The sequence below is a fragment of the Simonsiella muelleri ATCC 29453 genome, from assembly GCF_002951835.1.
Taxonomy (GTDB): Bacteria; Pseudomonadota; Gammaproteobacteria; order Burkholderiales; family Neisseriaceae; genus Simonsiella; species Simonsiella muelleri.
Genome location: NZ_CP019448.1, coordinates 1,589,613 through 1,614,283, shown reverse-complemented (window position 1 = coordinate 1,614,283; position 24,671 = coordinate 1,589,613). Strand labels below are relative to the sequence as shown.

The following is a 24,671-nucleotide window of genomic DNA, read 5'->3' as shown; positions in this document are numbered from 1 at the left end:
TTTTCAGGCCGCCTTAGAAGCATGGGCATAGAGCAATTAATTTGCAAAATCAAAAAGATATTTTCAGGCAGCCTGAAAATCATTGCACAAGAATTTAATCACAAAGTTGTCGCCAGTTCTCAAACTGGTGGGTTACATCGGCGACAACCTGCAAAATAAAAAAATGCCCCAAAGGGCATTGTTTTTCGGACTCATTTCAATTCAGTAATCTGAATAATAGAAATGGTAGGTCGAAGACGATGGCTTCAAGAAATAGAGTGCAGCATTATAGCAACAATCATCTAAAAGTCAAGGATTCTTTTCAGGCAGCCTGAAAATGCTGTACGCAAAGCACTCACCCTAAAAACCACCTGAATCATGTCCCTACTCTTCTTCTGCTACACGTTCAATTTTCACACGTTCAATTTTATGCCCATCTTTTTCAATAACTTGAAAACGCCAACCCGCATATTCCACTGAATCGCCAACTTCGGGCAAATCGCCCAATTGCTCCATAATCAAACCCGCTACCGTATGAAAACCTGCGTCTTCTTGCAACGGTAAATTCAGTTGTGGCGCAAGCTCCACGTATTCCAACGCGCCATCTACCGTTAAACTGTCATCGGACAATTCTTGTAAAGTCGGTTCGAATTCACGTTCAAATTCTTCGGGGAATTCGCCTGCGATGGTCTCCAGCAAATCTTTAATCGTAACCAAACCCAATACCGCGCCAAATTCGTCAACCACCAACGCATAATCCGCACTGTGTGTACGAAATAATTCTATTGCCATCAATGCAGTAGCACTTTCAGGCAGCATCAACGGTTGACGCAAGGCTGCATGAATATTCAGTTCACCAGTCGCCAACAATTGCGTGAGTAAATCTTTTTTGTTGATGTAGCCTAATGGTTCGTCCACACCAGCTTTGCCCACCACCAGCATTCTCGTGTAAGGGCATTCGGCTAATTTGGCTTTTTGTTCGTCTTTGCTTTGCGAAATATCCAGACGCACAATATCGCTGCGCGGAATCATCACACCAAAAATCGGGCGTTCTGCCAAAGTCAGCACGCTGCGAATCATGGATTTTTCATTTTCTTCAAAATGTTCGTTGTCATTAGACGCATCGCCCTCAGTCGCCAACAAGCTTTCTCGTATGCCCATCATACCCAACACATTTTCGGCGGTTCGTTGTCGCCACGAACTGCCAATATACTCATTTTTTTTGGTATTTTTAATGGAAACCTGATTAAAAATTTCAATCAAAATAGAGAAACCAATCGCCGCATACAAATAACCTTTTGGAATATGAATATGAAACGCTTCTGCAATCAAACTAAAACCAATCATCAGCAAAAAGCCCAAACACAACATCACCACTGTGGGATGTTTGTCCACGAATTCGGTGAGTGGTTTGCTGGCAGAAATCATGACGGTCATCGCTACCACTACCGCTCCCATTGCCACGACAATGTGTTCCACCATCGCCACTGCCGTAATCACACTATCAATGGAAAACACCGCATCCAAAATCAGAATTTGCGCCACCACACCCCAAAATGCGGCGTGTTTTTTGTGGTTATCAGCGATTTGAAAGTGGTTTGCGCCTTCTAAGCGTTCGTGTAATTCGGTGGTGGCTTTGTAAAGCAAAAAGATGCCACCACCAAGCATAATCAAATCCTTACCTGACACGTCTAAGCTGTATAATTGGAATAAAGGTTGCGTCAGCGTCATGATTTTCGCCATAAACGCCAGCATCATGATGCGAATCACAACCGCTAAACTCAAGCCAGTAATCCGCGCCCTATCGCGCAAACTGGGTTTGACTTTGTTCGCCAAAATCGCCACAAAGACGAGATTATCAATACCCAAAACCACTTCTAAAATCAATAACGTAGCAAATCCAATCCAAGTTTGCGGTTCGCTAAGCCAACTTAAGTCCATTGTAATGTTTTTCCTTCATTTAATTAAATCATATTTTTTCAGGCAGCCTGAAAACAGCAAGCAACAAAAGGCTGCCTGAAAAGCGGTTGATGCGTTTCAGGCAGCCTTTTGTTGAAACCCAACTGTTTGGGGTTTATTCATTGCGGTACATAAATGTAATAAAGATATTTGCAGTTTAACAGTTTGGCGATGAATACGCAAACAAAAACACCCCTATTTTCTTACCCAATCATGGCGTTTGTTTAAAGATGACAACAAGTTAAAAACAAATACACTTCAACGCATTATTTAATGTCAGTCAATGGTTTTCATTGCGCCTGACTCGCCTCATGTGCCAATTTCGCACATATTTTTCAGGCTGCCTGAAACCGTTGCAAAACCTTAGATTGAGGTGCAATTCAAAGCATAGCATCACATAACAAACAGATAATATTGAAATATTTTTAAAATTTAAAGAAATTCATCGAGAAGAAATTGAGCTAAGATGAATTTTTGCAAAGATATCAACTTGAAAGATAATCTTGTGTTCATAAACAATCTTACCTATTATACCGCTAACAACAAAATAATTTCATTAACAAGGAGTTTTTGTATGAACATTTTGATTTCAAATGATGACGGTTATTTAGCGCAAGGCATCGCTATTTTGGCGCGTGTGGCAAGCGAATTCGCCAACGTCCGTGTAGTCGCCCCCGAACGCAACCGCAGTGGCGCAAGCAATTCACTCACACTGGATAGACCGCTTAGTTTTCGCGCTGCAGAAAATGGATTTTATTATGTAACAGGTACGCCAACTGATTGTATTCATTTGGGTTTACACGCACTGCCCGATTTCAAACCCGACTTAGTCATCTCTGGTATCAATCACGGTGCAAACATGGGCGATGACACACTCTATTCGGGCACAGTCGCCGCCGCAACCGAAGCCTTTTTGATGGGCATTCCTGCGGTGGCATTTTCACTTAATACGCACAAATTCGCGCAATATTCGGAAACAGCCGAACAAGCCGCGTGGATTGTATTATCACATTTACTGAAAAATCCGCCTATTGCGCCTGTTTTGTGGAATGTGAATATTCCAGCCGTTGCGCCCGATGAATTGCAAGGCTACAAAACCACACGTTTAGGCAAGCGTCATCACATTCAAAATGTGATTGCGTCCACTAATCCGCGCGGTGAAGCAATTTATTGGATTGGTGCGGCTGGTGATGTGTCGGACAATGAAGATGGCACGGATTTTGCTGCGTGTGAAGCCGGATTCATCAGCATTACGCCCCTGCAAATTGATTTAACGGCTTATCGTGAAATGGATTATTTGCGTGAATATTGGCGTGGTATGTCGGTATGATTTTTTTCAGGCAGCCTGAAAATACCGCAAGGCAGCCTGAAAAATCATTTTGATTTTATGAATTATTGCGTCAGCACATTTAATGCTTCTTGATATTTTTCAACGGTTTTTCTTAATACGTCTGCTGGCACTTTTGGTGCAGGCGGCTGCTTATTCCAACCGCTGGATTCTAACCAATCGCGTACAAATTGTTTATCAAATGATGGTGGATTTTTGCCCACTTCATACGTTTGCATCGCCCAAAAGCGACTCGAATCAGGCGTTAACACTTCGTCCATTAACGTCAAAACACCGTTTTCATCTAAACCAAATTCAAATTTAGTGTCAGCGATAATGATGCCACGCATTTTGGCAAATTCGGCCGCTTCTGTGTACAACTGAATGGCTTTGGCGCGAACTTGCTCCGCTAAATCGGCACCGATAATGTCAACACATTGTTCAAATGAAATATTTTCATCATGATCGCCTACTTCTGCTTTGGTGGACGGCGTGAAAATCACTTCGGGCAATTGTTCGGCTTGGCGCAAATTTTCAGGCAGCCTGATGCCACAAACCGCACCAGATTGCTGATATTCTTTCCAGCCACTGCCACTCAAATAACCGCGCACTACCGCTTCAATTTTCAATGGAGTCAATCGCTTAACCACAACAGCACGTTTTTCAATGGCTTTGGCTTCGTTTGCAGGCAACACATCATAAACCGTTTGCCCCGTGAAATGATTAGGCAAAATATGCGCAAGTTTACCGAACCAAAAATTGGAAATTTGCGTTAAAATTTCGCCCTTTCCATCAATGGGTTCATTCAAAATCACATCAAATGCCGATAAACGATCAGTCGCCACAATCAGCATGGTTTTGTCGTCAATTTCATATAAATCGCGGACTTTGCCAGAATAAATTTTTTTTAAAGAAATGTTCATGATGAGGCTTTCGCAATAAGAAAAATACAGGAGAAATTCTTTTTCAGGCTACCTGAAATCCATTCATATTTTATTCAATGTTCAAACGATCCAAACGATAACGCATACTGCGGAAACTAATGCCCAAAACTTTTGCCGCTTGCGTACGATTATATTTTGTATAATCAAGAGCTTGTTGCAAAATTTGGCGTTCTACATCGTCCAAATAATCTTGCAATTGCATATGTCCCATCTGGAAAGTTGGTAAACCACTGGCATTGTGTTCCGCCAATGAAAAATGTTCGCCATCCAAAGCCATCGGCTGCGTATTGATTTGCAAATCGTCTACATCAATTGTATGGTTGCTTGCTAAGGCAACGGCGCGTTCCAAAATATTTTCCAATTCACGAAAATTGCCAGGATAGTTGTAATGCAGCAAAGCTTGACGTGCTGCGGAAGTCATTTTAATGCCCGTCCCGTGATGTTTGCGCAATAAATGCACAATGAGATATTCCAAATCTTCATGCATCTCGCGCAACGGTGGCATTTTTAGCGTAACCACATTCAAACGGTAAAACAAGTCTTGACGAAACGCGCCACTGTCCACCAACGATTCCAAATTTTTATGCGTGGCAGAAATAATACGAACATCTACTTTCACTTCTTGCGCATCCCCAATGCGGCGAACGGCTTTTTCTTGAATGGCTCGGAGCAATTTTACCTGCATGCCAAGCGGTAAATCCGCCACTTCGTCCAGAAAAAGTGTGCCGCCATGTGCGTGTTGGAAAAAGCCCAAACGGTCTTGGTCTGCGCCTGTAAAACTGCCTTTTTTGTAACCAAAAAATTCGCTTTCCATCAAATTTTCAGGGATTGCGCCACAGTTTACCGCGATAAAAGGTTTGTCGTAACGATTGGATAATTCATGAATACTACGCGCCGCTTGTTCTTTACCCGAACCACTTTCTCCCGAAATATACACGGGAACATTGCTGTCTGCGAGTTTGCGAATCAAGCGACGAGCTTCTTCAATTTGCTGTGATGAACCCATGATTCTGGGGACGCTGCTGTCTTTTTTCAGGCTGCCTGAAGGCGAATCAACCACTTCAATCTTGTCTAATTTATCTGATTTGATTGTTTTCTCGGGCGTATCAATTGTTTCGGCTTTCAGGCTGGCTGAAGACAGATTGCGCCCACGCGAACTACGCGTAGCTTGAGTGAGCGTATCTGCGATTTCACTCCATTCATTTTCTTCTTTTTCTTCTTTGTTATCGGATTTTTTTGGGTCGGATTTTTTTGGGGGAGCGACAGGAGTATCGTGTTCGTCTTGCACTTTAATCGCCGATTTAACCAGCGTACGTAATTGCGCCAAAGTAAAAAGTAATCGGCTTTTGCAAATAATCAAACGCACCAATTTTTAATGCCTGTACCGCTTGGTCAGCATTACCAAATGCGGTAATCACTGCAACTGGCGTATCCATTTGATTTTTTGTAATATGTTCCACAACTTCCAAACCAGAGCCATCAGGCATGCGCATATCCGTTAAAACCAAAGAATATTTGCTCTGATTCAATTTATTTTTGGCAATGGCAACCCCCTCTGCGGTGTCCACGCTTAAACCCATTTTCATGAGTGTCATTTCCATCAAATCGCGAATATCGGCTTCATCGTCCACCACCAATACGGGGCGGTTCAGGCTGCTTCTAGTCATAACGTGCTTTCGGTAATAAAATTTCAAAGGCTTTTCGGTTGGGCAAATAGCGCAAATCACCACGATTGGCATGGGCTAATTCTCGCGCCACATACAAACCCAAACCCGTACCTTCAGATTGTGATTGTGTGGTAAAAAAAGGTTCAAACAAATGAATTTGCATTTCATCGGGTACGCCACCACCATCATCGCGTACCGTAATAGACACAAAATCGCTGTTAATTAAAGGCAATATCGCCACATGAATGGAATGGGCTTTTTTCTGACAATGTCGCCACGCGTTATTGCATAAATTCCACAAAATTTGTTGTAAATGCATGGGGTCAAACACGGCTTCACTGCGTCTACTAATATCTACTTTCAGGCTGCCTATGGCTTCTGGACGTGTGAGTAAAAACTCCTGCTGAAAATTTTTCCAAAACTCGTCTAATTTAATGGTTTCTTTGTTGGTTCGGTCGCTTTTGTTGAGTGTGGAGACTTCTTCAATCATGCGGTCGATTCGGGCAATATTCTTATCAATAATACTGCACAATTTGGTCATTATAGGGTCATCTTCCGCGCTTTCAGTCATCAAACCATTGGCTTGACGAACGGCAGAAAGCGGATTGCGAATTTCATGTGCCAAATTTGCCGTGAGCAAACCCAACGAAGTTAATTTAACCGATTGTGCTTCAGCCTGCCTATCTTTTTCCGAGCGAATAAATAAAATCAACAATTCAACATCATTTTGATACACAGGCGTCGCGCGGATATTCATGTCCACATCATTAATCATGATGTTGGTTTCAAAAAATTGTCGCGTATTGCTGCGCCAACGTCTAACCAATTCTTGTAGAAAATGCGCTTCAGTATTCACTTTCAAATTGGGGAAATAAAAAATGGCTCGACGATTGTGTAACCAAACACGGCGCGTTTCATCTACAACAATTACGGCTTCTCGCATTCGATTCAACACGACTTTATTCAATGCGCTGATTTGTTCGTAGGCGGTGCGGTGTTTTTCCACCGATTGACTCGCGCTCGTCAAATAACTGGCAGACAAAGAAGTCAACACCGAAACCAAATAAAATCCCACAACCAACAAAATAAAATTTGCACTCACACCCACATATGCGTGCCAACCACGATCAAACGGAACATATTGAACCAAAAAACTAATCGTCAATAATAATGCCGCATAAGACGCATACAATAACCAATATCGCCCATAACTCAAAACACATGATACCGCCAAAAAGGGCAAAATCAAAATCCCAAAACCCACACCAACACCCACACTGCCCAACAAGTGTGTGAGCAGCACCATCATGGTAATGTCCACCACCGAAGTGATATTAGGCATTTCCCAACGATTTTGTTTCTGCCAACTCGGGTAAAATACGCCCAACAGCAACAAAAAACCGTACACCGCAAACCACACTTTCATACCGGAGCTTTGCAGATACACCATCACTTCAGGCAGCCTATTGGCGGGACTGTCTTCATCTACTAATTGTTTGAGTAAATGTTTGGTATCGCTGGCGATGGCAGAAAACATCATCAATGTGAATAAAATGGTAATACGCGCGATATTGGTAAAACCAATGATTCGGTCAATTTGGGTATCCCAATCTTGCTGCTTCCAAAAGCGATTTTTTAAATCTTTGACTTTAATCATGGCATTCAATTTTCATATTCACTTAATTTTTTCAGGCTGCCTGAAATGTTCGACACCTTACCTTTGTGTCCTCGTTTGTTGATGATATCAACAAGATGCACAATTTCTTTGCTTTCGCCACCACGCTTACCCACAATATCTAATGTACAGTTTTCCGTTTTTAATACATTAATTAAAATCAGTTTATCATTACCTTGCAAACGGATTAATTGTAAACCACGTCCTTTTGCCATGATTTTCATCTCACCAATTGGAAATGCCAATAAACGTTTTTGTTCGGTCGCTAATACCACTTTGCAATCAGGATTAATGAGTGCGGACAAATACACAGGCACTGGCGGCAAAACGGTTTCGCCAGCTTCCAACATCATGACGGTTTTACCTGTTTTTGAGCGAGAATGCAAATCTTCCAGTTTACAAATAAAGCCGTAACCACCTGAATGGGCAAGCAAATAATGGTCATCATTGCTGCCTGAAAGCATCGCCAACGCTTTTGCGCCTGCCTGAATCTCAATCAACGAACCCAGTGGCACACCATCACCGCGCCCTTTTGGCACATCAGCAGGATTAATCGTGTAACTGCGCCCCAAATCGTCCAACACCACAACCGATTGAACGGTACGCGTTTGCAAAACCTGTTGCAAATCATCGCCTTCTTTAAACGCGATTTGCGACAAATCCACATCATGCCCTGCACGCGCACGAATCCAGCCTTTTTGCGACAAAATCAGCGTAATCGGTTCATCGGCGGTTGTTTGCGTTAAAGTGGCGCGTTCGGCGGCTTCCACCAAAGTGCGTCGTGCATCACCAAATTGTTTGGCATCAGCTTTCATCTCTTTGATAATTAACTTTTTCTTTGCGTCTTCATCAGACAATAAATTTTTCAGGCTGCCTTGTTCTTCGCGTAATTCGTTCAATTCGCTTTTTAATTTTACGCCCTCTAAACGTGCCAATTGGCGCAACCGAATTTCCAAAATATCGTCTGCCTGAATTTCAGTTAAACCAAATTGGCGGATTAAATCTTGCTTTGGTTCGTCTGATTCACGAATAACGCGAATGATTTCATCAATGTGCAAAAACGCAATCATGCGTCCGTCCAGAATGTGAATGCGCTTTTCAACGGCGTGCAGACGATGTTGCAATCGGCGCGTAACCGTTGCCACACGATAATCCAGCCATTCTTGCAAAATCGTTTTGAGATTTTTTTGCGCAGGACGATTGTCCATGCCCATCATCACCAAATTGACTGAAACATTACCTTCTAAACTGGTTTGCGCCATGAGTGTATTGACAAAATGTTCTGGCTCAATACGACTGGATTTCGGTTCAAAAACAAGGCGAACAGGATGTTCACTGTCGCTTTCATCACGCACTTTTTCAATCAAATCCAGCATCAATTTTTTGGTATTGAGTTGGTCTTGATTGAGTTGCTTTTTACCTGCTTTGGGTTTGGGATTGGTTTGCTCTTCAATTTCGGCAAGAATTTTTGCAGCAGACGTATTCGGTGGCAATTCAGACACAATCACCCGCCACTGTCCACGCGCCATTTTGTCAATCTGGTAACGCGCACGCACACGCAGGCTGCCTTTACCTGTTTCGTAAATATGTTGCAAATCTTTGGTTGGCGTGATGATATGCCCGCCCCCAGCAAAATCAGGCGCAGGAATAAAATCCATTAAATCAGTTAGCTGTAAACTTGGTTTTTTTAACAAAGCCACCGCAGCTTGCGTAACTTCGTTCAAATTATGCGATGGAATTTCAGTCGCCATACCCACCGCAATACCGCTCGCACCATTAAGTAGCACCATCGGTAAACGCGCAGGTAATGAGACAGGTTCATCAAACGCGCCATCATAATTCGGCACAAAATCCACAGTACCTTGATTGATTTCACTCAATAAAAGCTCCGCCAATGGTGTCAGACACGCTTCGGTGTAACGCATCGCCGCCGCCCCATCGCCATCACGTGAACCAAAATTGCCCACACCATCAATCAAGGGATAGCGCAAAGTAAAATCTTGTGCCATGCGAACCATCGCTTCATAAGCCGAACTGTCACCATGTGGATGATATTTACCCAAAATTTCTCCCACCACACGCGCTGATTTAACAGGTTTCGCGCCATGTACCAAACCCATGTCTTTCATCGCAAACAAAATACGGCGTTGTACTGGTTTTTGTCCGTCTTGCACGGCTGGCAGGGCGCGACCTTTGACCACACTCATGGCGTATTCAAGGTAGGCGCGTTCGGCGTAGGGGGCGAGTTCTAGGGTGTCGGAGTACATGGCGTTTGAATTTTGAGAATAATTTAATTAAATTAAGATGGATTATTTTAAAGGAATTTCAGGCAGCCTGAAAGGTTTTCTCTTCAGAGAAATAATTATAGTGCTTTAAATTCAAATCAGTACAACATTGCTAACGTCATAATGTACCATGCGTACACGGCAGATATTATCACTTTGTCCTAATTTAGATTTAAAACACTATAAGTTAATCAATCAAGCTACCAAGATGCGATTATGGTAACATCATTTTAAAAAATAAAACTCAAAATCCAATACAATACGCCACTCAATAACATCGCGGCTGGCAAAGTGGAAACCCATGCCAATAATAAATTAATCAACGTTTGTTTTTGCACACCCGAACGATTCGCCGCCATCGTCCCCGCAATACCAGAAGACAAAACATGTGTCGTGGAAACGGGTAACCCCCAAATATCCGCCGCACCAATCGTCCCCATCGCAATCAACTCCGCAGATGCACCTTGCGCGTAAGTCAAATGTTGTTGCCCAATTTTTTCGCCAACCGTAACCACAATGCGCTTCCAACCAACCATTGTCCCCAATCCTAACGCCAACGCCACCACAATTTTCACCCACAATGGAATAAATTTGGTTTGTTTATCAATTTGTTGTTGATACGATTTGAGTGCATCGGCTAATTGAGGTTGTGTAGTTAATGCGGCTTGTTTGTCTAATTGTTTGATGGTTTCGGCAGTCAAATAAATTTGATTGCGTAACTCACTGACTTGCTGATTATTTAATTGCGACAAATCAGGTTGCTGCATGGTTTTTTGTTCCACGTCTTGAATGTGTACTGCCAACGCAGGCAATAATTTTTCAGTTTGTTTATGAGATTGAATATAATCAATTAATTGCTGTTGCGCATCTTTCAGGCTGCCTGAAAATGTATTCGGTGAATGCTGCTGAATCATTTGAACAATGCGATGTGATTCGGATGCAAATTGGGTCATTTGTTGCGGCGTAATTGAATGATTCACACCGTAAGCCACAGGCAAAATCCCCACTAAAATTAACATAATCAAACCCATGCCTTTTTGTCCGTCATTAGAACCGTGTGCAAATGAAACCCCCGTACACGTCAAAATCAACAACGAACGAATCCAAGTCGGTGGAGGCGCATCGTTTTGAGGCGCATCAAATAATTCAGGCTGCCTTGCCAACGCGCGTTTTGCCAGCAACAACAATACAGCCGCTAAACCAAATCCCACCAACGGCGAAATCAATAACGCCATGCCCACTTTTTGCACTTGCGTCCAATCCACACCCGTAATCGCAGGACGACCGTGTAACATCGCATTGGCAATGCCCACGCCCATAATAGACCCCACCAAAGTGTGTGAAGAAGATGCTGGCAAACCAAAATACCACGTCCCCAAATTCCAAATGATTGCCGCTAACAACAACGCAAACACCATCGCAAAACCATGCCCACTACCCACGTTCAAAATCAGCTCCACGGGTAACAGCGCAATAATTCCATACGCCACCACGCCACTGGACACCAACACACCCAAAAAATTAAACATACCCGACCACACCACCGCAAAAGTAGGCGGTAATGAATGCGTGTAAATCACGGTAGCGACTGCGTTAGCGGTGTCATGGAAACCATTGACAAATTCAAATCCCAGCGCAATCAATAGCGCAACGACCAGCAAAATCACGGTTCGCGTATCCAAACCACCCACTTGCACAATGTCGCCGTACAATTGATAAAATAAATAGCCTAATCCACTGAATAAAATCAATAAAAATATTAAAATGGCAGATAAATGACGCGGTTGATTCATGGCAGCCTGAAGACTGGTTGAGCTGTCTGAATGTTGATGAGTTTCAGAATTAACAGAGTTCATTAATAACCTAAAATATTGACAATAAAAAAAACATTTTTTCAGGCCGCCCAAAAATTTTGTCCAACTCCCAATTGAGTCCAACAAATTCAGTAACGCCTAAAAATCAACAAAACTAATGTAATCAATCAAAATATGCGAATGATACACCATACCCAGTCTATTTCGTGCTATTCTTCACACTTTATCTGGCAAATAGAATAATTATCTATAAATTATCTATATGAATTTAATGAGATTTATTAATATATAGTCGTTTGAATCTTCAGAGCAGACAAACATTAGACGCAACTTGTTTCAGGCTGCCTGAAAGCGTATCCTTACATTTTTTATTATTTTCATACACAAAATTAAATTATGAATCAAATAATCAATAACATCGTCATTCCGCACACCAACCGCACCATTGGCAGCGAAAAAGCCTTGATTTCAGCTAAAGAATGTTCAGGTAGCCTGAAAGTAGTTTTGCAATTTGGCTTTCCTGCCGCGTTTTTAGCCAATGAATTGCGCCAACAAATCACACAACACACTGGGCAATCAGTTGAATTGGAAATTCGTCAACGCATTCTTGCGCATAAAGTTCAGGCAGGCATCGCCACCATTGAGGGGGTGAAAAACATTATTGCTGTGGCATCGGGCAAAGGGGGAGTTGGCAAATCCACCACCACTGCCAATTTGGCAACTGCCATGGCAAAAATGGGCGCACGTGTGGGCGTGTTGGACGCAGATTTATACGGCCCCAGCCAACCGACCATGTTAGGCGTGGCGATGCAGCAACCGCAACAACGAGATAACCGAATGATTCCCGTACAAAATGCAGATGGCATTCAAGTTATGTCGATTGGTTTTTTGATTGACCCCGATCAAGCGGTTGTGTGGCGTGGGCCAATGGTATCACAGGCGTTGCAACAATTATTGTTTCAAAGTCAATGGGATAATGTGGATTATTTGTTTGTGGATTTACCCCCTGGCACGGGTGATATTCAATTGACTCTGTCGCAAAAAATCCCCGTAACTGGCTCAATTGTGGTTACCACACCACAAGATATTGCGTTGATTGATGCACGTAAAGCCATTGATATGTTTAATAAAGTTAATATTCCGATTATGGGCGTATTAGAAAACATGTCGGTGCATATTTGCAGCCATTGCGGACACCACGAAGCGATTTTTGGCACAGATGGCGGTAAAGAATTGGCAAATAAACTAAATGTGCCATTATTGGGACAATTGCCTTTGAGTTTGCCTGTACGCGAAGCCATGGACGCAGGCACGGCTGGCAATTTGCACGCACAATATGAAAAAATTGCGCAAATTTATCAAGATGCTGCATTATCGGTTGCGCTGGCAATTGCCGACAAAGGGCAAGATTTTAGCAACCGTTTTCCCAAAATTATCGTGGAATCACAAAAATAATGGTTTGACATATTTTCAGGCTGCCTGAAAAATAGGCAGCCTGAAAAATAGGGGTTTTATCCCCTTTCGGTTTTGTTTACAGATACACAATTTCGCCCGTGTGTCCTTGACTTTGTTGACTCAACCACCACACAAACGCTGGTGTAATGTCTTCAACATTTTTGCGTTCTTGAGCGGTTTCACCAGGATGAGTTTGAATCCGTTGTGGCGAGTTAATGGCACCAGGAATCAATACATTAGCACGCAAATTCGCAAAACGCTCCCACTCATCAGCCGTAACCTTACACAAATAATTCACACCTGATTTAGACGCACCAAAACCTCCCCAATACGCTTGCGGTTGTTCGCCATGCGACTCGCCAACAAAAATCACAGACGCATCCGCCGCTTCTTTGAGCATCGGAAACACCGCCCGATTCAACGCCATCGGCACAACCGTATTCATGCGATATTGGCTTACCCACTCATCAATCGTCTGAAAATCCAACGGCGACAAAGCAATAAAATGACTGGCACAATGCACCACACCATCTAATTTTCCCGATGTGGCTTGAGCAATGGTTACGGCTAACTGACTGAATTCATTTTCTTTTGCATTCATCAAATCAAAAACCACCGCATAAGGTTCAGGCGCACCACTTGCCACAATTTCATCATAAATCTTCTCCAAACGCTTCTGATTTCGCGCCACCAAAATGACAGTTGCACCCGCCAATGCTGTTGCTTTTGCCACAGCTTCGCCCAGTCCTTGCGATGCGCCGGTTATCAAAATCACTTTATCCTGCAAGACTTGTTCAGTCATTTTCATTCAATCCTAAAACAAAAATTAATCAAAAATACCATAGATTTATATATATTAGCAATTTTCAGGCAGCCCGAGAAAGTTTTTTTCATTTCAATCAGAAACGTGGCGTATTACTGCTACACTCACGCTCTGCCACGCAACATTTTGCATTAAGTTGCTGAATTTTTTGCATAACACATCAAGGCAGCCTGAAAACCGCTTTGTACCGCTGCTTCCAAAGTAGCAGGATAACGCTCACTCAAATAATCGCCAGCCAAAAAAATACCTTTTTTGTTCAAATAGTTTTGATTAAATGGCACACGATTGATGGCAATAGCAGTGGTGGCACGCTTTTCTGTAATCACTTGAAATGCAATAGGTTTTTCCAAATTTGGCGACACGCGCAACACATCGGCATGAATTTTCGCTGCCCATTCATCGGCTTTCAGGCTGCCATATTGTTCGGACAAACTGATAACCGCGGCTATTTCATTATTTCCATTTAAATAATTTCGGTCAATTAGCCATTGTGCTGTACCATACACCAACCCCGTCATCATGGCAGGCAACTGAATTTCTTGAGAATATTTCAGATAAACCGTTGTAATGGCATGATAATACCAATCCTTTTCGGCAGCCTGAAAATCTGCCCTCCCCCATTCAGGCAACACACCCGCCACATGATAAGGCGCAACCGCCACAATTACATTATCAAATTTTTCATTTTTAATCAAATATTTATGATTAATTTGCGTCAACTGTTCTACCCGAGTTTGTGCCACAAACCGTCCCCCTAAATCCGCCAGTTTTCGCAATGCAGGATTAACCAATAATGCGCCCAAATCTCCTTTTGCTAAACAAAAATCACACCCCAAACCATCAGCCAATACATTCGCCAAAATACGCAAACTGGCTGATTCTAAAGGTGTATTTAATGATCCCCATACCAAAGGTTGCCAAAATTCATCACGCCATTTTGCCGATACCCGACGTTGCGCCAAAAAATCCGCCACCGATTTATCGCCAGAACCCAATCTCTGCCACCACGACAATGCCAATAAATCACACAACAATCGCCATTTTTCAGACAAACTTGCATTCTTTCCACGCAACAAGCCAACCAATACATTCAAAGGCTTAGGTAAACAGGCTGCCTGAAACTGCCAACCGTCTGCCATCAACCAACGCATAGGCGTTCGCGCAAAAACCGCATCCGCATCCACGTCAATTCGCCGCAACAATTCAAAAACCGCCGCATAACCATCAATCAGCAAATGTTGACCATTGTCCAGCATCGCAAAACCATTCGCTTCCAGCGACCGTGCTCGCCCCCCAGCCACGCGCCCTGCTTCAAAAAGCACCACTTCCACACCCATTTCAGCCAATCGCACCGCCGCCGCCAAACCCGCCCAACCTGCACCAATTACCGCTACTTTCATGGCTTAAATCCAAATAACCAAACCCGCATTGCAATGCAAAATTTTCGCGGACTGGGAATTCTAATTTTATATTTCAACACATTAGCCCCACCATCACGCGCAATTTCTTCCAACAACGCATAATAAATACCGCCCATCACTGTTCCCACTTTTTGTCGTTTTTTGTCCTTTTCAGGCAGCAATGACATTGCTACACGATAGGTTTCACGCGCACGCATAATTTGGAAATCCATTAATTTTTCAAATGATTGATTAGGTTGATATGACAAAATGCTTTCTTGTGAAACACCAAATTGCGCCAATTCATCAAGTGGCAAATAAATGCGTCCATTTCGTGCATCTTCACCCACATCACGAATGATGTTGGTCAATTGCAACGCCAACCCCAATTTATCTGCATACGCAAGTGTTTGATTTTCCGAAAATCCCAAAATTCGCACAATCAAACGCCCCACCACACCAGCGACCCGATGGCAATAATATTGCAAATCTGTAAAATTTTGATAACGGACATGGTGTAAATCCATTTCCATACCATTGATAATATCTTCCAATTCATCTTTTGGCAAACTGAACATATCTACAATTTCACATAAAGCCTGATTAATAGGGTGTTCAGGTTGCTTTTGCGTGAATATTTTATCCAAATCCTGTCGCCACCATGCCAAAGTTTGACGCGCAATATTAATATCTAAACAATCATCAACGACATCATCTAATTCACGACAATACGCATATAGAATGATCATGGCATTTTTTTGTTGTTCGGGTAAAAATCGGAAACCTGCTAAAAAACTAGAGCCACTAGACTGGGCTTTTTCTTGACAATATATTAATGGATTCATCTTTTATTTTTACAATGTTTCACATGAAACAATCTTTTCAATATATAGTTAATTAATTGATTTTTAAGGAAAAATTATTTTTAAAATACGAAAAACAGGGCAGGTTAAAAACCTACCCTGTCTTCAGGCAGCCTGAAAATTAGAATTTCGCACCAGCTTGATTTGCCATATAAGTTACCACGGCTTTCACTTCATCATCACTTAAAGCAGAACCGCCTTTAGGTGGCATCACACCACCTTTCGCACCAGTGAAACCCTCAATTGCGTGTTTAAACAAAGTATCTTTGCCTTGCGCGATGCGAGGTGCCCAATCGTCTTTATTACCCAATTTAGGTGCATTCGGAATAGCCGAATTAGCTGCATGACACGCTTGACAAGATTTTTCAAAATTAGCTTTGGCTTGACCATCATCGGCTGCTGCTACTTCTGTATTTTTTTCTGGTTCAGCCTGACCTGCAACCGCTGCACCAGATGCACTGGCAGGAGCTGACGCGGCACCACCTGCCACAGGTTCAGGGAATGAGCCACCTGAATTATTTGCCATATACACAACAGCGCGTTTGACTTCATCATCAGTCAAATCAGTCGCACCGCCTTTGGCGGGCATGTTACCTTGACCCGTAAAGCCATGTAATGCACTATTAAATAACGTATCCAAACCTTTGGCAATGCGTGGCGCCCAATCTGCATTGTGAGTCATTTTAGGCGAAAATGCGGTTGAACTGTCTGCTGCGTGGCACTGGAAACATACTTTATCAAACACTTGTTTGCCTGTCCGTTGTCCAGGTTCTGCGCCATCGCCTAATTTTAAATTACCTGCTGGCATAATTCGCGTGGCAGTTGCATTTTCGGTTACTAGATCCACATCAGCTGAATAACCACTGTTGGCTAATTTTGCTAACAAAAATACGCTGATTCCCAAAATGGCGATACCGCCTACCAAATTGGTTAATGCTGAGCCTTGTTGTTTGTTTTTAAATGAATTCATTTTGGGGTTGCCTCGCCATGTTCGGTCGGTTTGTGTTAATGCTTCAATTATTGTGTTAATGCTTCAGTTATAATTAACATGAATTTGCGTGATTATACTGAATTTTATGCGGACTTTCCAACGTAAAAATAGGTTTGTGGTAAAAAAATCATGACATAGATTTTTTCAGGCAGTCTTATAACGGCACGAAGCTGATTTTTTAGGCACAAATAATTATTTTAAAGTTAAAGCAAAAACATAAACCAACATCATCCACTGATGCATATTTTCAATACAGAAATACACGTTTTTTAACAAAAAAGCGGTAGAGACCCAAATGATTAAATTTCTGCAAAAATTGGTAATTTTAACGCCCAAAATAACCGTGAAATAAATTATCGTACCCCATCACTCCAAAGCCATCTTTATTTATGCTAAACTGATGCGATTTTTTATTCATTGTTTTTGAAGTTATTTTAATACAATTAATCAATTAACTAGATTATAAAAGACAGATTACTCAAAAGGCAGCCTGAAACCCTTCATCAAACTTTATATAGGAAAAACAAATGATTAACCCTATTTTTGCTCTATCTCCATTGGATGGGCGTTATGCTCAATCTGTAGAAGATTTGCGCCCTATTTTTTCAGAATTTGGTTTAATGAAAGCACGTGTTCGCGTGGAACTGGAATGGCTTAAGGCCTTGTCCGCAGAGCCCAAAATCCGTGAAGTACCCATGTTTTCAGGCAGCACGATTGCTGAAATTGATGCCGTCATCGCCAACTTTAATTTAGACAATGCTGCCGAAGTCAAAGCGATTGAAGCAACCACCAATCATGATGTCAAAGCGATTGAATATTGGCTGAAAAATCGTTTTAAAAACAATCAGGAAATTCAAGCAGTCAATGAATTTATCCATTTTGCTTGCACATCGGAAGACATCAATAATTTGTCGCACGCTTTGATGTTGAAAGAAGCACGCGAAAATGTGATTTTACCGAAACTAGCCAAAGTTAGCGAAAAATTGCAACAATTAGCGCATGAATTAGCAGAGATTCCAATGATGTCGCGCACACACGGACAACCTGCCACGCCCACCACTTTGGGTAAAGAAGTGGCAAATGTTTTATACCGTTTACAACGCCAAATCAAACAGTTAGCCTCACAAGAATTTTTAGGTAAAATCAATGGCGCAGTTGGCAATTACAACGCACACATGCTCGCCTATTCTGATGTAAATTGGGAGCAACATTGCCAAAATTTTGTTGAAAAATCATTGGGTTTAACATTCAACCCCTACACCATTCAAATTGAACCGCACGATTACATGGCTGAATTTTTCCAAACCATCAGCCGAATAAATACTATTTTGATTGATTTCAACCGCGATGTTTGGGGTTATATTTCATTGGGTTATTTCAAACAAAAAGTAAAAGCAGGGGAAGTGGGTTCATCCACGATGCCACACAAAGTCAATCCAATTGATTTTGAAAATTCCGAGGGTAATTTGGGCATGGCAAATGCGATTTTGGGTTTTTTATCGGAGAAATTACCGATTTCCCGTTGGCAACGCGATTTGACCGACAGCACCGTCTTGCGCAACATGGGTATAGGCGTGGGTTACACAGTTTTGGGCTTGGCGGCACATTTACGCGGTTTAAACAAATTGGAAGTGAATCCACCAGTTTTGGCAACGGATTTAGACGAAAATTGGGCATTATTAGCCGAGCCAATCCAAACCGTGATGCGCCGTTACGCGGTGCCAAATGCCTACGAACAATTAAAAGAATTGACACGTGGCAAAGACGGTATCACACCCGAAAAACTGAAATCATTCATCAATCATCTGGCGATTCCCGACAACGCAAAAACCGAATTATTGGCTTTAACACCCGCACTTTACATCGGCAAAGCAATTGAATTAGCAAAACGCATTTAATTCAATTTTTGATTTTTTAGGCTGCCTTTATGTTCAGGCTGCCTGAAAAATCAAATTATTTTTAAGGCACGAATCATGCAACTACAAGTTGAAATTGGTAAAATTATTTTGGCGTTTATGGTGCTGATTAATCCATTCAGCGCATTGCCAATTTATTTGGATTTGACACGTGAATACACACCCAAAGATCGCCGAAAAGTGGCGCAAATTGCATCGTTTAGTGTGTTTGTTACGATTGCGGTATTTGCGGTTTCAGGTAATTTTATTTTGCATTTATTTGGCATCAGTACGGGGGCATTTCGTGTGGGTGGGGGCATTTTGGTGTTTTTGATTGCGGTCAGCATGATGAGTGGTGGCGATAACATAGCCAAACCCACCATCGGCGACAGCGAACACCACGAAATTCACATTGAACAAATTGACCGCAGCAAACTCATTTCCACGGCGGTCGTGCCAATTGCGATTCCCATGATGATTGGGCCAGGTGGCATTTCTACGGTAGTCATTTACACATCATCGGCACACTCTTGGTTAGATTTGGGTTTGGTGATGGTGGCTGGTGGTTTGATTGCGTTAATTTGTTTGATTTCACTACTATTAGCAAACAAAATCAGCCAATTTTTGGGCGAGACAGGTTTAACCATCATGAATCGCGTCATGGGGATTTTGTTAGCGGCGGTAGCGGTAGAAATTGTGGTAACGGGTTTAAAGGATTTATTCCCGATGCTGCGATAAAATAATACTGCGTTGTCCTATTTTTTATTTTAAACGACTACACTTTTAGGCTAAACCTCTGCTTTTAGCTAAAATCAAAAATTAAAATTTAAATGTATCAATTTAGATAAAATTTTGAAATTTTCGTTTTTAAAGATTTTGTAAAAGTTTCAGGCTGCCTTTGTTTTATAATTGAACTTTAATCTAAATAAAATTGCGAAACATCATGTCCAGAAAAACCAAGTCTGAATTAGAAAACAATAAATTACAAAAACGCCTACGTCATGCCGTAGGTCATGCCATCAACGATTTCAATATGATTGAAAACGGCGACAAAATCATGGTGTGTTTGTCAGGTGGTAAAGACAGCTACGCCCTACTGGATATTTTGCGCCAATTACAAGCGTCCGCACCCATTGATTTTGAAGTCATTGCCGTGAATTTGGACCAAAAACAACCTGGGTTTCCCGAACACGTTTTACCCGAATACCTAGCCAGCATCGGCGTGCCATTCAAAATCGTGGAAGAAGATACCTACTCCACCGTTAAGCGTGTGCTAGAAGAAGGCAAAACCACTTGTTCATTGTGTAGCCGTTTGCGACGCGGTATTTTGTATCGCACAGCCAAAGAATTAGGCTGCACCAAAATCGCACTCGGACATCATCGCGATGATATTTTGGCAACAATGTTTTTGAATATGTTTTACGGGGGCAAACTCAAAGCAATGCCACCTAAGTTGGTATCAGACAATGGCGAACACATTGTAATTCGTCCGCTTGCCTATGTGAAAGAGAAAGATTTGATTCAATATGCTGAATTAAAAAAGTTCCCCATTATTCCGTGCAATTTGTGCGGTTCACAGCCAAATTTGCAGCGTCAAGTGATTGGCGATATGTTGAAAGATTGGGATAAGCGTTTTCCGGGGCGTATTGAATCCATGTTTTCTGCGTTACAAAATGTTGTGCCATCGCATTTGGCAGATACAGAATTATTTGATTTTGTTGGATTAGAACGTGGGCAAAATTTGAAACACGGCGGCGATTTAGCATTTGATAGCGAAACCGTTTCATTCACACCCCAAAACGATGAAGAAGAAAAATTGCCTGAAAAATCAAAACGCAAAATCATCAACATTCTTGCCAGTAAACCGAAAACGTCTTGTGATTAATTTCAAGATGCCAGCAAAAATGTTCAGGCTGCCTCAATGATTAAATAGGCAGCCTGAACATTTTTTATTGAATTTACATACGACTTAATTCGCGTTGTAAAGCTTGGATATTTTGCTGACGGTCTAACACCGCGCTCTCCAATTGCCGAATACGCGTTTGATGCGTGGCATCAACCATTTTGCCACTCACAGCGCGACCATCAATTAAAGCACGTTGTGCTTGTGCCAAAGCGGTACGTTCGTTGGTTAACTCTTGCTCCAAGATGGTGCGACGACCACTGGTCAAGCGCATATTAGGTTGTGGCACGCTGGGACGTTGCAACGCCACTGGTACAGGTGCTGCCACGCTGGGCGCGCGTAATGTGGAATGTGTCCGCCGGATAGGTGCAACTTGGCGTGGTGCAGGCGCAGCGGCGACTTGAACGGTTTTGGGTTCAACGATTTTGTCAGCAGAAACGAGTTCCTCTTTCGGTAATGTATTGGTGTAACTGCCAATTTGTTTACCCAAGTTGGCGCGTCCTTTTGCTGCTTTTGGATTGGACGTGTAGCAACCATTGCCACAGCTATATACTTTCGCATCCAGCGCGGGGCTAGCGGCGATAGCAAATGCCAAGACAAATAAAGGTTTTTTCATCGTAATTTCCTTGTATAACAACAGAATAAGCACTGCTTGAATTTTTTTTCATGCAGTCTGAAAACGTGTTGCATTTTTGCTGATTAACGAGCAAATTCAGCGTCAATTTCCGCGTTGACAGATTCTAACTTTTCTTGCCATTGCAACCAGTTTTCTTCCAATTCACTTAATTTTACCTTAATTTCTGCGGATTGGGTTAAAAATTGTTGTAAATTTGTCTTATTTTCGGGTAGATACGTGGATTCATCGGCAAGATAGCCCTCTAATTCACTCAATTTCGTCTGCAAAGTGGATAGCTCTTTTTCTGTTTTGTCAATTTCTTGTTGAATCGGTTTGGTTCGTTTGGCGCGTTCTTGACGAATTTGCGCTTCTAGGCGTTTCACATCTTTGCGGTTTTGCGAATGGGCGGATGCAACTGGTGCATTAGATTGATTATTTTCTTGTGATTGCGCCAAACGATAAGCGTGATAATCGTTCAAATCGCCATCAAACGTTTTCAGGCTGCCTGAATCTATGAGCAAAAATTGGTCAGTAGTCGCTTCAATCAAACTGCGGTCGTGCGATACCAAAATCATCGCGCCTTGAAAACTTTGCAACGCAACCGTCAGCGCATGACGCATATCCAAATCCAAATGGTTAGTCGGTTCGTCCAACAACAGCAAATTTGGTTTCTGCCACACCAGCATCGCCAACGCCAAACGCGCCTTTTCGCCGCCAGAAAACGGCTCAATTTTTTGCGCTGCCATGTCGCCCACAAAATGAAAACCACCCAAAAAATTGCGAATATCTTGTTCTTTCGCATCGGGCGAAAGTTGCCGAATGTGCCACATGGGACTTTGGTCATCACGCAGCGTATCCAATTGATGTTGCGCGAAATATCCAATATTTAATTTATCCGATTTAATAATTTGCCCCGAAAACGGTTTCAGGCTGCCTGAAAGCGATTTAATAAACGTGGATTTACCCGAACCATTTACCCCCAACAAACCAAATCGCGCTCCATTTTCCAGCGACAAACTAATATTTTTAAAAATCACATTATCCGCGTAACCCAATGAAACTTCGTCCATTTTCAATAATGGATTAGGCAAATGCGTAGGTTGTTCAAATTCAAAACTAAATTCGCTGTCCAAATGCGCGGGCGCGATGCGTTCCAATTTCGCCAACGCTTTCATGCGACTTTGCGCTTGAACGGCTTTTGTTGCCTTTGCCTTAAATCTATCAATAAATGATTGTAAATGTTTGATTTTTTCTTGTTGCTTGGCGTAGGCAGATTGCTGATTGGCTAATCTTTGGGCGCGTTCTTTCAGATAAAAATCGTAGTTACCGCCATACACATTTAATTTTTGATTGGCAAGTTCAATCGTATGCGTGGTGGTGGCATTGAGAAAATCGCGGTCATGCGAAATAATGACTTGCGTACAACTCAATGATGCTAAATGATTTTCTAACCACAACACCGTCTCCAAATCCAAATGGTTAGTCGGTTCGTCTAACAACAACAAATCAGCGCGACACATCAACGCTTGCGCCAAATTCAGCCGCATACGCCAACCACCCGAAAACGCTTTCACAGGTTTAGCGTGTTCTTCTTGCGCAAACCCCAAACCATTCAGTAACTTGGCGGCACGCGCAGGCGCAGTGTAGGCATCAATTTCATCTAATTTGGCATGAAATTCAGCAATTTGAATACCGTTATTTTCGCATTCCGCCTGTTTTAAGGCTGCCTGAAAACGCTGCAAATCCGCATCGCCTTGCAACACATAATCCAACGCAGAAATTTCCAACGCTGGCGTTTCTTGCGCCACAGCAGCGAGTTTCCACGTTTTCGGAATGCTGATTTCGCCAGAATCGTGCGTAATTTCACCTTTAATTAACGCAAATAAACTGGATTTGCCCGTACCATTTTTGCCAATTAAGCCAACGCGTTGGCGAGGATTGATGGTGGCGGTGGCTTGATTTAACAAGACTTTTAAACCGCGTTGTAAGGTTAACTTTTTGATTTCAATCATGAGAATTATTTTTCTGAAAAAATTTAGGCGCGTATTTTAGCCTAAAAAGGAAAGCAGCCTGAAAAGATTTAGATATGCTTTTCAGGCTGTCTGGTTATCTAATTTATTAAATATTATCATAAAATGACGTTTCGCCATTTGGACGCGTCTTGAATCGCTTGTGCAACCAAAAATATTGTTCAGGTCGCTCCCGAATTCGCGCTTCAATAAAATCGTTCATGCGCTGTGCATCTGCTTCCATGCTGTCGCTGGGGAAATTCTGCCACGCTGGGTAAAAACACAAATCCACCGTACCATCAGCTTGACGCGTGGGAATCGCTGGAATCACGGTCGCATTGGTCATTTTCGCAATGCGCCCTAAACCACCAATTGTTGCGGTTTGAATGCCAAAAAAATCAACAAAAACAGAATCTTTTGCACCAAAATCTTGGTCAGGTAAATACAAAAATGGCGCATGGGTTTGCTTGATTTGTTTGATGATGGCGCGGAGTCCTTCGGTTCGCCCAACCAAAAAAACATTTTGATAACGATGTCGTCCTTGTAAAATTTGCTCATCTAACCTATTGTTTTTTTGATGAGAATATACGCTAATTAAGGGGGTGTCTTGATTGAGTGCGTACACTGCCGCTTCAAAAGCCGTAAAATGCGGATACAGCAAAATCACGCGTTCACCTTTTGCCAACGCATTGTCTAATATAAATTTATTATGATAACGTACACGATTTTTTAACACAGATGCTGGCGCGTACCAATATTTCCCATATTCCAACATCAACAACGCCATATGATAAAAATGTTGTTTCAGCCATTTGCGGCGTGTTTTTTCAGGCAGCGTGGGATAACATTTTGCCAAATTGATTTGCCCCACTTTTCGGCGCGGTACAACCACATAATATGCCAAAAAACCCAATATTTTCGCCAAATAAATCAAAACAAAATAGGGAGAACGTGATAATTGTTTCAAAAACCAAAAAGCAAAATTCATACGATACGCCAAATTAAAAAAATTGTTCTATTATAAATCTTTTCAGGCAGCCTGAAAAACACAACAACTGACAATTCA

Annotated in this window: 20 protein-coding genes; 6 read left to right on the top strand and 14 right to left on the bottom strand. The window is 42.2% G+C overall.

Annotated elements, in window-relative coordinates; all coding sequences use genetic code 11:
- The first annotated feature begins 21 nt into the window (after positions 1-21).
- Complete coding sequence (locus BWP33_RS12455; RefSeq protein ID WP_155999565.1) at positions 22-159, top strand: hypothetical protein; 138 nt, start codon at positions 22-24, stop codon at positions 157-159.
- Between the two features lie 204 nt (positions 160-363).
- Here the strand turns inward: BWP33_RS12455 and BWP33_RS07990 are convergent, their stop codons facing one another.
- The gene (locus BWP33_RS07990) at positions 364-1,920 is read right to left on the bottom strand and encodes a TerC family protein (protein WP_002642111.1); all 1,557 of its coding nucleotides are present in this window, start codon (positions 1,918-1,920) and stop codon (positions 364-366) included.
- Positions 1,921-2,512: 592 nt separating this feature from the next.
- On the opposite strand from BWP33_RS07990, the gene surE reads away from it, so the two are divergent.
- Positions 2,513-3,268, top strand: a complete 756-nt coding sequence (gene surE / locus BWP33_RS07985) for a 5'/3'-nucleotidase SurE (protein ID WP_002642110.1) — start codon at positions 2,513-2,515, stop codon at positions 3,266-3,268.
- Between the two features lie 62 nt (positions 3,269-3,330).
- On the opposite strand, the gene BWP33_RS07980 is transcribed toward surE, so the two are convergent.
- From BWP33_RS07980 to BWP33_RS07960, 6 genes are all read right to left on the bottom strand, one after another.
- Positions 3,331-4,188 (bottom strand): phosphoribosylaminoimidazolesuccinocarboxamide synthase, encoded by an 858-nt coding sequence (locus BWP33_RS07980; RefSeq protein ID WP_002642109.1) that lies wholly within the window; start codon positions 4,186-4,188, stop codon positions 3,331-3,333.
- A gap of 70 nt (positions 4,189-4,258) precedes the next feature.
- Positions 4,259-5,575 carry a sigma-54 interaction domain-containing protein gene (locus BWP33_RS07975; RefSeq protein ID WP_398407868.1) on the bottom strand — a complete coding sequence of 439 codons (1,317 nt, stop codon included), beginning with the start codon at positions 5,573-5,575 and terminating at the stop codon, positions 4,259-4,261.
- A complete protein-coding gene (locus BWP33_RS13315) occupies positions 5,511-5,876 on the bottom strand; it encodes a response regulator (protein WP_002642107.1) in 366 nt (121 codons plus the stop codon). Before BWP33_RS13315 ends, BWP33_RS07975 begins: the two co-directional genes overlap by 65 nt.
- Entirely contained in the window at positions 5,869-7,533 is a 1,665-nt protein-coding gene (locus BWP33_RS07970) for an ATP-binding protein (protein ID WP_002642106.1), read from the bottom strand. Before BWP33_RS07970 ends, BWP33_RS13315 begins: the two co-directional genes overlap by 8 nt.
- A 5-nt stretch (positions 7,534-7,538) precedes the next feature.
- Positions 7,539-9,818, bottom strand: a complete 2,280-nt coding sequence (gene parC, locus BWP33_RS07965; protein WP_002642105.1) for a DNA topoisomerase IV subunit A — start codon at positions 9,816-9,818, stop codon at positions 7,539-7,541.
- A 248-nt stretch (positions 9,819-10,066) separates the two neighbouring features.
- Complete coding sequence (locus BWP33_RS07960) at positions 10,067-11,692, bottom strand: inorganic phosphate transporter (protein ID WP_002642104.1); 1,626 nt, start codon at positions 11,690-11,692, stop codon at positions 10,067-10,069.
- A 354-nt stretch (positions 11,693-12,046) separates the two neighbouring features.
- Between BWP33_RS07960 and apbC the strand changes: the two genes are divergently transcribed.
- Positions 12,047-13,105, top strand: a complete 1,059-nt coding sequence (gene apbC, locus BWP33_RS07955) for an iron-sulfur cluster carrier protein ApbC (RefSeq protein WP_002642103.1) — start codon at positions 12,047-12,049, stop codon at positions 13,103-13,105.
- Between the two features lie 76 nt (positions 13,106-13,181).
- On the opposite strand, the gene BWP33_RS07950 is transcribed toward apbC, so the two are convergent.
- From BWP33_RS07950 to BWP33_RS07935, 4 genes are all read right to left on the bottom strand, one after another.
- Entirely contained in the window at positions 13,182-13,907 is a 726-nt protein-coding gene (locus BWP33_RS07950) for an SDR family oxidoreductase (protein ID WP_002642102.1), read from the bottom strand.
- A 152-nt stretch (positions 13,908-14,059) separates the two neighbouring features.
- Positions 14,060-15,328, bottom strand: a complete 1,269-nt coding sequence (gene hpnE, locus BWP33_RS07945) for a hydroxysqualene dehydroxylase HpnE (protein WP_002642101.1) — start codon at positions 15,326-15,328, stop codon at positions 14,060-14,062.
- Entirely contained in the window at positions 15,325-16,173 is an 849-nt protein-coding gene (gene hpnD / locus BWP33_RS07940; protein ID WP_002642100.1) for a presqualene diphosphate synthase HpnD, read from the bottom strand. Before hpnD ends, hpnE begins: the two co-directional genes overlap by 4 nt.
- A gap of 139 nt (positions 16,174-16,312) precedes the next feature.
- Positions 16,313-17,161, bottom strand: coding sequence for a c-type cytochrome (locus BWP33_RS07935; protein ID WP_002642099.1), 849 nt, complete (start codon positions 17,159-17,161; stop codon positions 16,313-16,315).
- 548 nt (positions 17,162-17,709) lie between these two features.
- Here BWP33_RS07935 and purB point away from each other — a divergent pair.
- The 3 genes from purB (at position 17,710) to ttcA (ending at position 20,962) form a co-directional block, all read left to right on the top strand.
- Positions 17,710-19,080, top strand: a complete 1,371-nt coding sequence (gene purB / locus BWP33_RS07930) for an adenylosuccinate lyase (protein ID WP_002642098.1) — start codon at positions 17,710-17,712, stop codon at positions 19,078-19,080.
- Positions 19,081-19,155: 75 nt separating this feature from the next.
- Complete coding sequence (locus tag BWP33_RS07925) at positions 19,156-19,815, top strand: MarC family protein (protein ID WP_002642097.1); 660 nt, start codon at positions 19,156-19,158, stop codon at positions 19,813-19,815.
- A gap of 205 nt (positions 19,816-20,020) precedes the next feature.
- Positions 20,021-20,962, top strand: a complete 942-nt coding sequence (gene ttcA / locus BWP33_RS07920; protein ID WP_002642096.1) for a tRNA 2-thiocytidine(32) synthetase TtcA — start codon at positions 20,021-20,023, stop codon at positions 20,960-20,962.
- 73 nt (positions 20,963-21,035) lie between these two features.
- Here the strand turns inward: ttcA and BWP33_RS07915 are convergent, their stop codons facing one another.
- The 3 genes from BWP33_RS07915 to BWP33_RS07905 all read right to left on the bottom strand — a co-directional run bounded on the left by BWP33_RS07915 (position 21,036) and on the right by BWP33_RS07905 (position 24,593).
- The gene (locus tag BWP33_RS07915; protein WP_002642095.1) at positions 21,036-21,596 is read right to left on the bottom strand and encodes a hypothetical protein; all 561 of its coding nucleotides are present in this window, start codon (positions 21,594-21,596) and stop codon (positions 21,036-21,038) included.
- Between the two features lie 83 nt (positions 21,597-21,679).
- The gene (locus BWP33_RS07910; RefSeq protein ID WP_002642094.1) at positions 21,680-23,608 is read right to left on the bottom strand and encodes an ATP-binding cassette domain-containing protein; all 1,929 of its coding nucleotides are present in this window, start codon (positions 23,606-23,608) and stop codon (positions 21,680-21,682) included.
- 106 nt (positions 23,609-23,714) lie between these two features.
- A complete protein-coding gene (locus tag BWP33_RS07905; protein ID WP_002642093.1) occupies positions 23,715-24,593 on the bottom strand; it encodes a lipid A biosynthesis lauroyl acyltransferase in 879 nt (292 codons plus the stop codon).
- Positions 24,594-24,671 lie beyond the last annotated feature (78 nt).

What these genes read in the sequence shown, in the direction of transcription:
- BWP33_RS12455 (WP_155999565.1), top strand. Translation starts at nt 22, where the DNA reads ATGGGCATAGAGCAATTAATTTGCAAAATCAAAAAGATATTTTCAGGC.
- BWP33_RS07990 (WP_002642111.1), bottom strand. Translation starts at nt 1,920, where the DNA reads ATGGACTTAAGTTGGCTTAGCGAACCGCAAACTTGGATTGGATTTGCT.
- surE (WP_002642110.1), top strand. Translation starts at nt 2,513, where the DNA reads ATGAACATTTTGATTTCAAATGATGACGGTTATTTAGCGCAAGGCATC.
- BWP33_RS07980 (WP_002642109.1), bottom strand. Translation starts at nt 4,188, where the DNA reads ATGAACATTTCTTTAAAAAAAATTTATTCTGGCAAAGTCCGCGATTTA.
- BWP33_RS13315 (WP_002642107.1), bottom strand. Translation starts at nt 5,876, where the DNA reads ATGACTAGAAGCAGCCTGAACCGCCCCGTATTGGTGGTGGACGATGAA.
- BWP33_RS07970 (WP_002642106.1), bottom strand. Translation starts at nt 7,533, where the DNA reads ATGATTAAAGTCAAAGATTTAAAAAATCGCTTTTGGAAGCAGCAAGAT.
- parC (WP_002642105.1), bottom strand. Translation starts at nt 9,818, where the DNA reads ATGTACTCCGACACCCTAGAACTCGCCCCCTACGCCGAACGCGCCTAC.
- BWP33_RS07960 (WP_002642104.1), bottom strand. Translation starts at nt 11,692, where the DNA reads ATGAACTCTGTTAATTCTGAAACTCATCAACATTCAGACAGCTCAACC.
- apbC (WP_002642103.1), top strand. Translation starts at nt 12,047, where the DNA reads ATGAATCAAATAATCAATAACATCGTCATTCCGCACACCAACCGCACC.
- BWP33_RS07950 (WP_002642102.1), bottom strand. Translation starts at nt 13,907, where the DNA reads ATGACTGAACAAGTCTTGCAGGATAAAGTGATTTTGATAACCGGCGCA.
- hpnE (WP_002642101.1), bottom strand. Translation starts at nt 15,328, where the DNA reads ATGAAAGTAGCGGTAATTGGTGCAGGTTGGGCGGGTTTGGCGGCGGCG.
- hpnD (WP_002642100.1), bottom strand. Translation starts at nt 16,173, where the DNA reads ATGAATCCATTAATATATTGTCAAGAAAAAGCCCAGTCTAGTGGCTCT.
- BWP33_RS07935 (WP_002642099.1), bottom strand. Translation starts at nt 17,161, where the DNA reads ATGAATTCATTTAAAAACAAACAACAAGGCTCAGCATTAACCAATTTG.
- purB (WP_002642098.1), top strand. Translation starts at nt 17,710, where the DNA reads ATGATTAACCCTATTTTTGCTCTATCTCCATTGGATGGGCGTTATGCT.
- BWP33_RS07925 (WP_002642097.1), top strand. Translation starts at nt 19,156, where the DNA reads ATGCAACTACAAGTTGAAATTGGTAAAATTATTTTGGCGTTTATGGTG.
- ttcA (WP_002642096.1), top strand. Translation starts at nt 20,021, where the DNA reads ATGTCCAGAAAAACCAAGTCTGAATTAGAAAACAATAAATTACAAAAA.
- BWP33_RS07915 (WP_002642095.1), bottom strand. Translation starts at nt 21,596, where the DNA reads ATGAAAAAACCTTTATTTGTCTTGGCATTTGCTATCGCCGCTAGCCCC.
- BWP33_RS07910 (WP_002642094.1), bottom strand. Translation starts at nt 23,608, where the DNA reads ATGATTGAAATCAAAAAGTTAACCTTACAACGCGGTTTAAAAGTCTTG.
- BWP33_RS07905 (WP_002642093.1), bottom strand. Translation starts at nt 24,593, where the DNA reads ATGAATTTTGCTTTTTGGTTTTTGAAACAATTATCACGTTCTCCCTAT.